General features: G+C 69.3%; 14 protein-coding genes. 8 read left to right on the top strand and 6 right to left on the bottom strand.

The features are described 5' to 3' along the window. The first annotated feature begins 187 nt into the window (after nucleotides 1-187). On the top strand, nucleotides 188-880 hold the full coding sequence (gene fasR, locus AC4HOU_RS16570; protein ID WP_163809517.1) for an HTH-type transcriptional activator FasR: 693 nt from the start codon (nucleotides 188-190) through the stop codon (nucleotides 878-880). 74 nt (nucleotides 881-954) lie between these two features. On the opposite strand, the gene AC4HOU_RS16575 is transcribed toward fasR, so the two are convergent. Together AC4HOU_RS16575 and AC4HOU_RS16580 are read right to left on the bottom strand one after the other, a co-directional pair. Further along, nucleotides 955-1,182 carry a DUF3107 domain-containing protein gene (locus AC4HOU_RS16575; protein ID WP_036539130.1) on the bottom strand — a complete coding sequence of 76 codons (228 nt, stop codon included), beginning with the start codon at nucleotides 1,180-1,182 and terminating at the stop codon, nucleotides 955-957. A gap of 117 nt (nucleotides 1,183-1,299) precedes the next feature. Further along, nucleotides 1,300-1,848 (bottom strand): YceI family protein, encoded by a 549-nt coding sequence (locus tag AC4HOU_RS16580; protein WP_163809515.1) that lies wholly within the window; start codon nucleotides 1,846-1,848, stop codon nucleotides 1,300-1,302. A 102-nt stretch (nucleotides 1,849-1,950) separates the two neighbouring features. Between AC4HOU_RS16580 and AC4HOU_RS16585 the strand changes: the two genes are divergently transcribed. After that, on the top strand, nucleotides 1,951-2,778 hold the full coding sequence (locus AC4HOU_RS16585; protein ID WP_256672933.1) for a helix-turn-helix domain-containing protein: 828 nt from the start codon (nucleotides 1,951-1,953) through the stop codon (nucleotides 2,776-2,778). A 42-nt stretch (nucleotides 2,779-2,820) separates the two neighbouring features. Here the strand turns inward: AC4HOU_RS16585 and AC4HOU_RS16590 are convergent, their stop codons facing one another. After that, nucleotides 2,821-3,399, bottom strand: a complete 579-nt coding sequence (locus AC4HOU_RS16590) for a helix-turn-helix domain-containing protein (protein WP_490724739.1) — start codon at nucleotides 3,397-3,399, stop codon at nucleotides 2,821-2,823. A gap of 90 nt (nucleotides 3,400-3,489) precedes the next feature. On the opposite strand from AC4HOU_RS16590, the gene AC4HOU_RS16595 reads away from it, so the two are divergent. Then, the gene (locus tag AC4HOU_RS16595) at nucleotides 3,490-4,749 is read left to right on the top strand and encodes an MFS transporter (protein WP_490724740.1); all 1,260 of its coding nucleotides are present in this window, start codon (nucleotides 3,490-3,492) and stop codon (nucleotides 4,747-4,749) included. Between the two features lie 14 nt (nucleotides 4,750-4,763). Here the strand turns inward: AC4HOU_RS16595 and AC4HOU_RS16600 are convergent, their stop codons facing one another. Both AC4HOU_RS16600 and AC4HOU_RS16605 read right to left on the bottom strand, forming a co-directional pair. After that, a complete protein-coding gene (locus tag AC4HOU_RS16600; RefSeq protein WP_163809507.1) occupies nucleotides 4,764-5,465 on the bottom strand; it encodes a ferritin-like fold-containing protein in 702 nt (233 codons plus the stop codon). 81 nt (nucleotides 5,466-5,546) lie between these two features. Continuing rightward, a complete protein-coding gene (locus AC4HOU_RS16605; RefSeq protein ID WP_195006753.1) occupies nucleotides 5,547-6,593 on the bottom strand; it encodes an alpha/beta hydrolase in 1,047 nt (348 codons plus the stop codon). A gap of 483 nt (nucleotides 6,594-7,076) precedes the next feature. On the opposite strand from AC4HOU_RS16605, the gene AC4HOU_RS16610 reads away from it, so the two are divergent. The 5 genes from AC4HOU_RS16610 to AC4HOU_RS16630 all read left to right on the top strand — a co-directional run bounded on the left by AC4HOU_RS16610 (nucleotide 7,077) and on the right by AC4HOU_RS16630 (nucleotide 12,232). Beyond that, nucleotides 7,077-8,891, top strand: a complete 1,815-nt coding sequence (locus tag AC4HOU_RS16610) for a DEAD/DEAH box helicase (protein WP_195006982.1) — start codon at nucleotides 7,077-7,079, stop codon at nucleotides 8,889-8,891. Between the two features lie 159 nt (nucleotides 8,892-9,050). Then, entirely contained in the window at nucleotides 9,051-10,277 is a 1,227-nt protein-coding gene (locus AC4HOU_RS16615) for an Rv3212 family protein (protein ID WP_490724741.1), read from the top strand. Nucleotides 10,278-10,461: 184 nt separating this feature from the next. Beyond that, complete coding sequence (locus AC4HOU_RS16620; protein ID WP_490724742.1) at nucleotides 10,462-11,070, top strand: acid phosphatase; 609 nt, start codon at nucleotides 10,462-10,464, stop codon at nucleotides 11,068-11,070. Then, nucleotides 11,067-11,552 (top strand): GNAT family N-acetyltransferase, encoded by a 486-nt coding sequence (locus tag AC4HOU_RS16625; protein WP_163809499.1) that lies wholly within the window; start codon nucleotides 11,067-11,069, stop codon nucleotides 11,550-11,552. Before AC4HOU_RS16620 ends, AC4HOU_RS16625 begins: the two co-directional genes overlap by 4 nt. Next, complete coding sequence (locus AC4HOU_RS16630; protein ID WP_163809497.1) at nucleotides 11,552-12,232, top strand: endonuclease V; 681 nt, start codon at nucleotides 11,552-11,554, stop codon at nucleotides 12,230-12,232. The genes AC4HOU_RS16625 and AC4HOU_RS16630 overlap by 1 nt, the downstream gene beginning before the upstream one ends. Before the next feature lie 27 nt (nucleotides 12,233-12,259). On the opposite strand, the gene AC4HOU_RS16635 is transcribed toward AC4HOU_RS16630, so the two are convergent. Then, nucleotides 12,260-12,676 carry a hypothetical protein gene (locus AC4HOU_RS16635; protein ID WP_048833594.1) on the bottom strand — a complete coding sequence of 139 codons (417 nt, stop codon included), beginning with the start codon at nucleotides 12,674-12,676 and terminating at the stop codon, nucleotides 12,260-12,262. Between the last annotated feature and the right edge of the window lie 63 nt (nucleotides 12,677-12,739).

Consider the following 12,739-nt stretch of genomic DNA (forward strand, 5'->3'; position numbering starts at 1 on the left):
AAACAGCCTCTCACAGTGCGAAAGACCGCGGCACCATGCATCGGCGGGGCGGCAGATCACTGCGAGATTTCTCACCGATGGCTATGCATTCACCACCCCCATCGGAAAGTGTGACGCGAGCGGGTATCGTGCTGTGGATAACCCGGTGCACACCCCTTTTGCCGGGGAATCGACTGGGAGATCCGAAATGACTGACCTCGTGGACCGGATGACGTCCCGCAGAACGTCGTCCGAGGCCATGACCCCGGCCAAGCGCGGCACCAGGCTGCCGCGCGACGAACGACGCCAGCAGCTGCTCGCCGCTGCCAGTGAGGTGTTCGTGCTGCGTGGCTATCACGCCGCGGGTATGGACGAGATCTCGCAATGCGCCGGCGTCAGCAAGCCGGTGCTCTACCAGCACTTCACCAGCAAGCTCGAACTCTACGTCGCGGTGCTGCAGAACTACGTCGACATGCTGGTGTCGAGCGTGCGCCAGGCGCTGCGCTCCACCACCGACAACCGGCAGCGCGTGCGCGCGGCGGTGCAGGCCTACTTCGACTTCGTCGACAACGAGATGCAGGGCTTCCGGCTGGTCTTCGAATCGGACCTGACCAACGAGCCGCAGGTGCAGCGTCGGGTGGAGCAGGCCACCGAAGCCTGTGTGGACGCCGTCTTCGATCTGGTGGCCCACGACTCCGGCCTCGACCCGTACCGCGCCCGCATCCTTGCGGTCGGCCTGGTGGGCGCGAGCCAGTTCACCGCACGCTACTGGCTGGAAGCCGACCGCCCGATCCCGAAGGACGAGGCCGTCGACACCACGGTCGCACTGGCATGGGGCGGGCTGTCCCACGTGCCGCTGCACCCCATCGAGGAAGTGCTGCGCGCCCGCCACGATCAGTAGGCACGGCCGATCAACGACAGAGCCCCCGGCATCCGGTTCGACCGGACGCCGGGGGCTCTTCGTTCGGCTGTTTCTCAGACGGCGGCGAAGCCGACTCGGCCGCCGGTGGCGGTGCCGATCTCGACGTAGGCGACCTTGGCGGCCTGGATCAGGAACTTGCGACCCTTCTCGTCGGTCAGCGAGACGACACCGCTATCACCGCTGAGGGCACCGGACACCAGCGCCTCGACCTCGTCGGGGGTCTGCGAGCTGGTGATGACGAGCTCGCGCGGGCTATCCGAAATACCGATCTTGACCTCCACGGCCAACCTCCGAACATAGAGTCGTGTGCTGTCGCACCAAGGCTAATGCAGCCCCGCGGGGTGCAGGCACCTGACCGCCTGCGCTGTCAGCGAAACACCCGCACCGCGCCCCGGCTGCTACTTCGGCTCGACGAGCTGGATGTCGAGTTCGACCTTGACCGCATCGCTGAGCATGCCGGGCAGCGGGCCGCCGACGCCGAAGTCGGTGCGCTTGATGGTGCCGGTCGCGGAGAATCCGGCGTGGTTGTCGCCGGTCGCGCCGAACTCCTGCACCCCGCCCCATTCGACCTCGAGGGTGACCGGCTTGGTGATCTGGCCGAGCGTCGCCTCGCCCTGGACGGTGAACGTCTCCGAGATCCGGACCGGCTCGGTGGCGCGGAAGGTCAGCGTCGGCCGGTTGGCCACGTCGAGGAAGTCGGCGGTGCGTACGTGGGCGTCGCGGTCGGGGTTGCCGGTGTCGAACGAGTCGAGGTAGATGGTGGCGCCGATGGTCGCGGCCCCGGATTCGTCGACGACAAACTCGGTGTCGAATTTGGTGAAGCTGCCGCGCACCTTGGAGATGCCGAGGTGGCGGATGGTGAACGCGACGGTCGAGTGCGCGGGATCCAGGGTCCAGGATCCGGGGCGCAGCTGCTGGGTGGCGGTGGTGGTTTCCGGTGTAGTCATGGGTTCCACCATGACCGGACCGCGGTCCGCTAACCAGACCGCCGTTATCCTGGACCTGGCAGGGCGCGGATAAGCCGGCCCCGACGAGGCACGATGGACGGCATGGCACGAAGCAGGTTCGCCGAATTCCTGGTCGCCCGGCGCGCGGAACTGCGCCCGGGCGATCTCGGATTGCCCGAGGGGCGCCGCCGCCGCACCCCGGGACTGCGCCGTGAAGAGGTCGCGGTGCGGGCCGGCGTCAGTGCCGACTATCTGGCGCGGCTGGAGCAGGGCCGTGACAACAATCCGTCTCCGGCCGTGGTGGAGGCCCTCGCCGACGCGTTGTTACTACGTGGTGAGGCGCGCTACCAGTTCAACATCCTCGCGCTGACCGCCGCCGACGGCTCACGCTGCCCCGGCGGGGAGGCCGAGCCGGAGCAGGTGCCCGAGACCATCCAGCAGGTGCTGCGCGCGCTCGCGCCGACCCCGGCCTTCGTGGTCGGCAGGCAACTGAATGTGCTCGATTGGAACGCCGCGTGGGCGGATTTCGCCGCACCGCTCGGGCTGCTCGACGATTCCTCGCCCAACCTCGCCCGGTTCACCTTCACCCATCCCGCGGCCCGGCGGGTGCTGCGCAATTGGTCGCAGGCCGCGGACGCCTTCGCGGCGGCCCTCAATCGCGCGATGGTGCGCTGGCCCGCCGACGACGCACTGCGCGAGACGATCGATCGGTTGCGCGGCCACCCGGATTTCGCCGAACGCTGGACTCCGCAACGTCTCAACGAGCCGACCGTGCCGCTGCTGCGCTTCGACCATCCGGTGCTCGGTGAGCTGGACGTGCCGTTCGAGACCTTGGAAACGACCGGCGATCAGAGCCTGGTCGTCTGGCTCGCCGACCGGGTCCAGGCCACCGGCCTGCACCTGGTCCGCGACCGCGCGGCCAACGAATAGCGTCGGCGAATCCACCTGACGGCTCGTAAGCGCCGGCCGGTCTCAGAGCCGCGAGGTGCGCACGTGTATGCGCTCACCCTGTGGGCCGAACAGGCTCAGCACCTCGACACTCCCGCGGCCGGTCGCGCCGAACCAGTGCGGAATCCGGCAGTCGAACTCGGCCGCCTCGCCGGCACTCATCACGAAATCGCGGGCACCCAGCCGTACTCGTAGCCGTCCGCGCAGTACGTACAACCACTCGTATCCGGTGTGGGTGCGCAAGAACGGCTCATCGTCGGTGGCCGGAATGGTCATGATGTAGGCGCGTGGTTCGCCACGGTGCCGTGAGAGCGGAATCAACACCCGGCCGTCCGTGGCCTGCGTCGGCCGCGGTGCTCGCGGGTCGGCGATTCTGGGCGAGGCCACGACCTCGTCGAGCGGTACGCCGAGAGCAGCGGTGATCGGCAGCAGCAGTTCCAGACTCGGTTTGCGCTGTGCCGATTCCAGCCGCGACAGCGTGCTGGTCGAGATCCCGGTGGCGCGTGCGAGTTCGGCGAGGCTGACGCCCTTCTTCTCCCGCGCCCGGCGCAATCGCGGTGCGATCTGCTCGATGACGGCATCGACGCTCGGCTGCCCATCCATGGCCCATCGAAGCGAATCCGTCCCAATTTCAGCAAGAATCTTTGCTGATACCGCAAATCGGCCGCGATGCTGTCGGCGGAGGTGATCCGGATGGACACAACAACAACAGCACTGGGCGGGTCCACACCCGCAACCGGCGGGGACCGATTGTCCTCGCCCCGACCGCGCGGTGCTGCGGGCCGCGCACGGTCCGACCGCCTACCCCTCGGCGTCTACCTGCTGGGATTCAGCTTGTTCGCGATGGGCACGGCCGAATTCCTGCTGGCCGGGGTGCTACCCGCGGTCGCCGACGATCTGGACACGACGCTGTCCTCGGCGGGGATGCTCATCACCGCGTTCGCGCTCGGCGTGGTGCTCGGCGGACCACCGCTCGCGGTCCTCGGCCTGCGCTGGCCGCGCCGCACGGCCCTGCTGGTCACGCAGGGGATCTTCGCGGCGGGCATCGTCGCCGGCCTGGTCGGTAATTACCAGGTGCTGCTGATTTCCCGGGCCGTTTCCGGCGTCGCCTATGCGGGGTTCTTCGCGATCGCGTCGGTGACAGCCATCAGCTTGGTGGCCTCGGATCGAACGGCCAGGGCGTCCGGCGTGGTCGTCAGCGGGCTGAGCATCGCCATGGTCGCCGGCGGTCCCGCGGGGACGCTGCTCAGCCACTTCACCGACTGGCGTGGCGGTTTCTGGGCGGTCGTCCTGCTGACCGTCGCCGCCATGATCGGATGCAGGCTCGGCCTGCCCGGCGCGGACTCCGGAGCTCCGGCCGCCCGGCCGAGCGTGGCCAGGGAACTGCGCACCATGCGGTCACCGCGCCTGTGGGGGATCTACGCGATCACGATCGCGACGACGGCCGCGTACATGGTGACGTTCAACTATCTCGCGGCGATGCTCGCCGAGATCACCGCGGTGGCCGAGGTATGGATCCCGGCGATCCTGGCACTGTTCGGCGTCGGCGCTTTCGCGGGCTTGCCCATCGGCGGCCGCATCTCCGACCGGCGGCCGCATCTGGCGCTGGCGACGGGCGCCACGGCCATCGCGGTGCTGTCGGCGGTGATGGTCGCCGCCATCGACCGGGTCTGGCTGGTCGTGCCGACGGTGTTTCTGCTCGGTGTGGCAGCGTTCGTCCTCAATCCCGCGCTGTACGGGCGGGTGTTCGCCCTCGCGGGCGACGCCCCGACGCTGGCCGGGGCCACCACCGTGTCGGCCTTCCAGCTCGGTATCAGCATCACGCCGGTACTGGCGGCCGTGCCGTTGTCCCGCGGCGCCACCCTGACCTCGGTGTGCTGGATCGGGGCGCTGCTGGCGCTGGCAGCACTGCCGCTCGTGCTCACCGATCGCGCCGGTATGCCGACGCGATGACCCGGGGCGATCGCCTAGAGCCCGAGCACCGCCATCCGTTCGGCGTGGCTGGCCTGCATGCGCTCGAACAGGGTGGCGATGCCGTTGAGGTCGCCGGTGGCGGCGAGCACCAGTTCGGTGAGCTCGTCGCGCTGGGCCATCACGTACTGGGCCTGGGTGATCGCCTCGCCGAGCAGGCGGCGACCCCACAGCGTCAGCCGGTCGCGCTCGGAGCGGCTGGCGGCCACCGCGCGGCGCACCTCGTCCACCACGAACTCCGAATGCCCGGTCTCGGCCAGCACATCGCGCACCACGTCGGCGACGTCGGGGCTGAGCACACCGGCGATCTCGCGGTAGAAGTCGGCGGCGATGCCGTCACCGACGTAGAACTTCACCATCGACTCGAGCCACGTGGACGGGTCGGTGGAGGCGTGATAGGCGTCGAGGGCCCGCACGAAGGGCGCCATCACCTCGAAGATGTCGGCGCCGCGCTCCGACAGCGCCGTCTCCAGCCGCGTGAAATGCTCCATTTCGGCGGCGGCCATCTTCGCCACCGCGACCTTGCCGCGGACGGTGGGCGAGAGCTTGGCCTCCTCGGCGAGCCGGTAGAACGCGGAGATCTCACCGTAGGCGAGCACCGCGAACAGATCGGTCACCCCGGGATGGTCGGCGGGAATGGACGGCGAAACCGGGCCGGTCGGCGAAACGCCCAGCGCGGCAGGTGACTGTGCTCCCATGGGACACCAGCGTAATACCCGGCGGGCGGCGCGTCGCGGCTCGACCCGTGCGCCCGAGCCGGGTAGCACACCGCGGCCCGGTCAGACCCCGGTGGCGAGGAATTTATCCAGGTAGGTCCAGGTCGTGTCGCGTGCGGTGGGGCCGGTCAGGATCCCGAGATGGCTGCCGGGCGCGGTTTCGTAGCGCACCGAGGCGGCGCCGCTGAGCGTGCGCAGTCCGGCTTCCACGGCGGCGGCCGGAGTGATGACGTCGGTCGGGCCGCCGACCAGCAGCACCGGCGCGGTGACGTCGGCAAGTGCGATATGCCGCTGCCCCAGCCGCACCACGCCGCGGCCGATGTCGTTGTTCAAAATGAGCCTGCCCCACAGCTGCCCGTAGAACCGGCCGGGATAGCCGGGCATCTCGGCCATGAATCGGTCGATGGTCTCCATCCGGGCCAGGGTCTCGGTGCGGGCGATATTGCTGGCGACGAACCACGGCCGCTTGAGTTCGCGTTCCCAGGCGGTGGACCGGTAGGCGAGCCGGGTGAGTCCTGCGGGCACCCCGCCGGCCGCACGCACCACGGTGGATACCGCCTGGCCACCGGTCAGCTTGGCGACCGCGCGCAGTTGCGGGATGCCGGTCATCTTGTCGTAGTCCAGCGGCGCGCCGACCCCGGTGATCGACCGGATCGGCAGCTGTGTGTTCGCCGCGGCCGTCAGCAGTGACAGGGTGCCGCCGAGCGACCAGCCGACTAGGTCGACGGGCGCGCCACCCCGATCGGCCGACGCGCGCAGCACAGCCTCGGGCAGGATGTCATCGATCCAGTCCTCGAAGCCCATCCGGCGGTCGGCGAAGGTGATCTCGCCGTAGTCGACCAGGTACGGTGCGCGACCGGTCTCCAGCAGGAACCGGGCGACGCTCTGGTCCGGCTGCAGATCGAAGCAGGTGGCGGGGGCGGCCAGCGGGGGCACGAGCAGCACCGCGGAGCCGGCGTCGGCGCAGGCGCCGCCGAAACGCAGCAGCGTGCGATGCGGCTGATCCCACAGCACGGTCGACGGTGTCGGTTCCGGATCGGCCACACCGGAGCCGAAGGTCAGGGCCCAGGCGTTGCGCGCGGCGAGGGTGACGGTGTCTGCGATGCTCACCACACGAATGTCTCACATCTGGTACCGTCGGTAACACCCACGGTGTGACGAGCAGGGCCTCCGCGGGCCCGACTGTCGCCGATATCACCCATCCGCCACGCCCGATGAATTACCGTGTCGCGCACCACTGATCGCCGGTGTAGGCACCGAAAACGAACTTATGTCCCGGCCATTTTCACGCCGGATTTCCGGGCCGAGCACAATATCACGCTACAATCACCACGGACAACGAAAATTTCGCGCCCGATCGAGTTACCCGATCATCCCCCGACACAGCTGTCGGCCCGGCGCGCAAGACGATGTCCACGGAAAATGTGCGCGCACCAGATCCGCGTCACCGATGCGCCGCGCCGATGTCTCCCAGGCAGCCCCCACTCCGGCGGGTACCGCTGACATCCGGCCGCGACCGGTGAGCATCACAGGCGGATACGTGGTCGTCGCGGACCGGCCGGTCCGCCCCACGCCTCGTGCGCGCGTGACGCGATAACGAGGAAGGCACGAACCCTGAGCAAGATCACAGTCGAACAGGAACCGGGACTGGCGGACACCCTGCTGACGGCCGAACTGGACGCAACACATACCGCCCCGACATTCACCGAATTGGGGGTGCGCCCGGAAATCGTGCGCGCGCTCGGTGAGATCGGTATCGAACGCACTTTCGCCATCCAGGAACTCACCCTGCCGCTGGCATTGGCCGGAGAAGACCTCATCGGTCAGGCCCGCACCGGCATGGGCAAGACCTTCGGATTCGGTGTGCCGCTGCTGCATCGCATCGCCACCGCTGAATCGGGCACCACCCCGCTGGACGGAACGCCGCGGGCGCTGGTCATCGTCCCCACCCGCGAACTCTGCCTCCAGGTCACCAAGGACCTGGAGAACGCGAGCAAATACCTGACCAATCACCAGGGGCCGCTGAAGGTGGTCTCCATTTACGGTGGCCGCCCCTATGAGGCGCAGATCGAGGCGTTGCGCCACGGCGTCGACGTCGTCGTCGGCACCCCCGGCCGGCTGCTCGACCTGGCCAATCAGCAGCATCTGATCCTCGGCAAGGTCGGCGTGCTCGTCCTCGACGAGGCCGACGAAATGCTCGATCTGGGCTTCCTGCCCGATATCGAACGCATTCTGGGGATGGTCCCGGATAAACGGCAGACGATGCTGTTCTCGGCCACCATGCCCGGCCCGATCATCACCCTGGCCCGCACATTCCTCACCCGCCCGACCCATATCCGGGCCGAGGAGCCGCACGATTCCGCGGTGCACGATCGCACCGCCCAGTTCGTCTACCGGGCGCACGCGCTCGACAAGAGCGAATTGGTCGCCCGCGTGCTGCAGGCCGAAAGCCGCGGCGCCACCATGATCTTCACCCGCACCAAGCGCACCGCGCAGAAGGTGGCCGACGATCTGGCCGAACGTGGTTTCGCGGTCGGCGCGGTGCACGGTGACCTCGGCCAGATCGCGCGCGAGAAGGCGCTGGCGAAGTTCCGCAAGGGCACCATCGACGTGCTGGTCGCCACCGACGTGGCCGCGCGCGGCATCGATATCGATGACGTCACCCACGTCATCAACTATCAGTGCCCCGAGGACGAGAAGACCTACGTGCACCGCATCGGCCGTACCGGTCGCGCCGGGCGCACCGGCGTCGCGGTGACGCTGATCGACTGGGACGAGCTCAACCGCTGGGCGAGCATCGACAAGGCCCTCGGCCTCGGCATCCCCGAGCCGGTCGAAACGTATTCGCGCTCACCGCATCTGTTCTCGGATCTCGGCATCCCGGAAGGTGTCACCGGCACCATCCGCAAGCCGAAGCGGGAACGCGAGGAGGACGCCGAGGTCGTCGAGCGCCCCGAGCGCACCCCGCGCAAGCGCAACCGCAGGCGCACCCGTGGCGGCAAGCCGATCGACGGTGAGGCCACCATGAGCACCGGCGATGCCGACGCGCAGGGCGAGACGGAGGCCGGTTCGGCCGCTGCCGAGGACGCGACCGGCGACGAGAGCGATCGTCCGGCCCGGCGCAGGCGTCGTCGCCGCAAGTCGTCAGCCGAGGACGGTGCCACCGCGGAGGCGAGCGGGACCGCCGAGGCGAACGGCGTCGCCGAGGCCGACGACACGGCAGCGGCGAGTGGCGCCGCCGAGGCGACCACTGCCGAGGAACCAGCGGCCGAGAGCGCCGATGCCGAGACCGGCGGCGAGCCGCCCGCCCGGCGCAGGCGTCGTCGCCGCAAGCCCGCCGGTGAATCCTCGACAGCGGATTCGGCCACGCCGGTCGAGGCGAACAGCACCGCAGGCGTCTCCGCCTGATCGAACACCCCCGCGATGCTGGTGGGCGCGAACCGCGCCCACCAGCATTTTTCGTTGCCGGACCGGGCCGCGCGCCCGCGCGCGAACCACATCGGGACCGCCCACCGCCCGGCACGGCGATGTCATCGGCGCTCGCACCGATCCGCTAATCTCGCACACGTGCTCGCACCCGAGCGGCGGACCCGCGCCGACATCCTCATCGCGGTCGCGATCGCCCTCGTACTGGCGATCGCGGCTCTGGTGGTGTGGATCCAGTCGGATGCGCGCGGCACCGAGTCGGTCGTCGCGGACACCCCGGTCGACACCCCACCCGCCGCGTCGGCGCTGCCCAGCGAGCTGCGCGAACTCTGGCACGCGCCCGACGGGGCAGGCACCGAGGCGCTCACCTCCGGTGGCGTTGTGGTCACCGCGGACGGCGGCACCGTCACCGGGCGCGATCCGCGCACCGGAAAAGAAATCTGGCATTACCGGCGCGATATTCCGCTGTGCGGTGTGCAGTCCCAGTTCGGCACCGTGATCGCGGTCTATCGCGACGATCGCGGATGCAGCCAGACCACCATGCTGCTCGGCTCGGACGGGTCGCGCACGGCCGCTCGCAGCAGCGAGATGGACTCCGAGATCGCCTTGTCGGTGGACGGCACCTATGTGCTGGCCCAGGGGCCACGCCGGTTGGAGATGTGGCGCTCGGATCTGGTGCGGACACTCGAGTACGGTCGGGTCGAGGCCAGAGAGATCTCCAAATCGCAACCGCGCCAAGGGTGTTCGCTGATCTCGGCGGGTTCGAGCCCGTCGCGTCTCGCGGTACTCGAGCGCTGCCCCGGCGACGCCGCCAACCGGCTGACGGTGCTCGATCCCGCACCCAAGGACTACCGCGTCCCCAAGGAATTCGGTTCCCGCGAGCTGAACGGACCCGGCACCGATTCGCCCGACGCGGAAGTGATCGCGGTGTCGGACAACCGCATCGTGCTCTACCTGCCGGGCGCCGCCGCACCCGAGGCCGCGCCGCCCCGGCTGGCGGTCTTCGATGCCACCGGCAATCCCCTGGTGGCGCATGAACTTTCGGCTCCGCTGGCCGACACGACCAGCACGACTCGGATCGGCTCGGCCTACCTGGTGTTCACCGGCAACAGCCTGATCGCCTTGAACGCCAGTACTTTCGACCCGATGTGGACGGCCGCGGGCGCACTCGGCAGCCCGGCATTGATGGCCGGGCATATCCTCGTTCCGGTCGAGGGCGCCATCGCCGCGCTGGACCCGGCGACGGGCACGGAGGTCACTCGGATCCCGGTGGACCGCAAGGGATACGACGGCTCCCCCATCGCACTGGGCGTGCTGGGCGATGTCGTTCTCGAACATCGCGGCGATCAGCTGGTGGCACTGGGCTGAACCCGTTTCTGTCGGTGCCCGATGGCACACTCACCATCATGCGCACAGCAGCCACCGGGGCACCCGGCTCGTCCGCCGACGGGCCGGCGTCGGCCGGGCACGGCGGCCGCGTGGGCCGAGCGATACCGCCATGCTCCGCAGGCGAACCTCCCCGGCGCGAGCACGGTGGCTCATGATGGATCACATGTCCGAACTCGAGCATGCCCGGCTGATAGTCCTGCGCCACGGTGAGACCACCTGGTCCGCGCAACGCAAGCACACCAGCACCACCGATCTGCCGCTCACCGAGCGTGGCGAACAGCAGGCCCGCGCGGCCGGACAGCTGCTCACGGACCTGAAACTGCGCGCCCCGGCCGTGTACACCAGTCCGCGTCTGCGCGCGGCGCGCACCGCGGAGCTGGCGGGCCTCGCATCGGCCATCGTCGACGCCGACCTGGCCGAATGGGATTACGGCGACTACGAGGGCCGCACCACCACCGAGATCCGGGAGACGGTGCCCGGCTGGACGGTCTGGACCCACCCGGTGCCCGGCGGGGAATCCGCCGAGCAGGTGCGCGCCCGCGCCGACCGGGTCCTGGCCACCGCCACCGAACAACTGGCCGAACGCGATGTGGTGCTGGTCGGGCACGGGCATTTCTCCCGCGTCCTCATCGCCCGCTGGTGCGAGTTCGATATCCGGGAGGGCCGCCGGTTCGCCATGACGACCGGCGCGATCAGCGTGCTCGGCTACGACCACGGCGCACGCACCGTCCGCGGCCACAACCTCGTCCCGGCCGAGGAGCTCTCCCGATGACCGGCACCGCCATCCGCCGCGCGGTCCCCGAGGATGTGCCCGCCCTGGTCGAGCTGGTCTACGACCTGGCCGAATACGAGAAGGCCGGGCACGAGTGCACCCTCACCGCCGAACAACTGCACACCGCGCTGTTCGGGCCCGCCCCCGCGCTGTTCGCCCATGTCGCCACCGTTGGCGAGGAAGTGGCCGGCTGTGCCATCTGGTTCCTGAACTACTCCACCTGGGACGGCGTGCACGGCATCTACCTGGAGGATCTGTTCGTCAAGCCACAGGCGCGCGGCACCGGGCTCGGTAAGGCGCTCATCGCGGCGCTGGCCGAGGAGGCGGTGCGCAACGGATACAGCCGGGTCTGCTGGTCGGTGCTCACCTGGAACACCCCGTCCATCGACTTCTACGAGTCCCTTGGCGCGGACGTACAGGACGACTGGGTGGGCTACCGGTTGTCCGGTAAGGCGCTGGCGGCCCTGGCCGGAGATCGCTGATGTGGCTGTCGCTGCCGGACCGCTGGCCGGCCTCGGAAACCGAGGCGATGGCGATGCAGGATGAGCTGCGTCCGCTGGTGCGCGCCGAGAATCCGCGGCCACCGCGCTTTCGCACCATTGCCGGGCTCGACTCCGCCTATCACCACGATGGCACCGTCGCCGCGGCCATCGTCGTCGTGGACGCGCAGACCCTGGAGACCGTCGACACCACCGTGGCCTACGGAACCACCACATTTCCCTACATCCCCGGGCTGCTCTCGTTCCGCGAAATGCCCACCACGGTCACCGCCCTGCAACGGCTCACCGACGCGCCCGACCTACTGGTCTGCGATGCCCAGGGCCTTGCTCATCCGCGCCGGTTCGGTTTCGCCTGCCATGTCGGCGTGGTCACCGGGCTGCCGACCATCGGCGTCGCCAAATCGGCCTGGGGTGAATGCGGCGAGCCCGGCCCCGAACGCGGCGCACAGGCCGACATCACCATCGACGGCGAGGTCGTCGGCCGGGCGCTGCGCACCCGCGCCGGGGTGAAGCCGGTGTTCGTCTCGGTCGGCCACCTCATCGACCTGGACACCGCCTGTGCCCAGGTGCTCGCGCTGACGCCGAAGTACCGGCTGCCGGAGACCACCCGGCGCGCCGATCACCTGTGCCGTCAGGCGCTGAAAGAAGCGACCACACGCTGAACCGAAGTGACGGGCGGTTCGGCGGCGTCAGTCCGGATCGATGCCGTACTCGCGGGCCATCCAGCGACTGGTGGCCGGTGTGAACAACAACACCAACGCCCCGACCACCACCACACCGAGCAGGGCGCCGTAGAACGGCTGATGGGAATCGGTCAGCAACGACCACACCACCGGCAACAGCAACAACTGCGCGATCACCGCGATGGCCCGGCCCCAGCGCTGGCCGAGCAGCAGGCCGATCCCCGCCGCCAGCACCGCACCGCCGAGGATCACGAACCACGCGGCCGTGCCGTATCCGCTGGCCTGGCTCTGATCGTGGCCGAGCAGACCTCGCACCACCAGCACGATCGCTACCGTCACCGCGACGGCGCCCTCCAAGGCCACCAGCCCACCGGCGCCACGCACCGTGCCCGGCACCGTTCCGACGTCATCTCGCTCAGCCACCCGACCAGGGTAGGTCGCGGGCCCGACGACCGTGGCATCGGCCGAACCGGTAACCCGGCTGAA

Source organism: Nocardia sp. JCM 38205, from assembly GCF_058222935.1.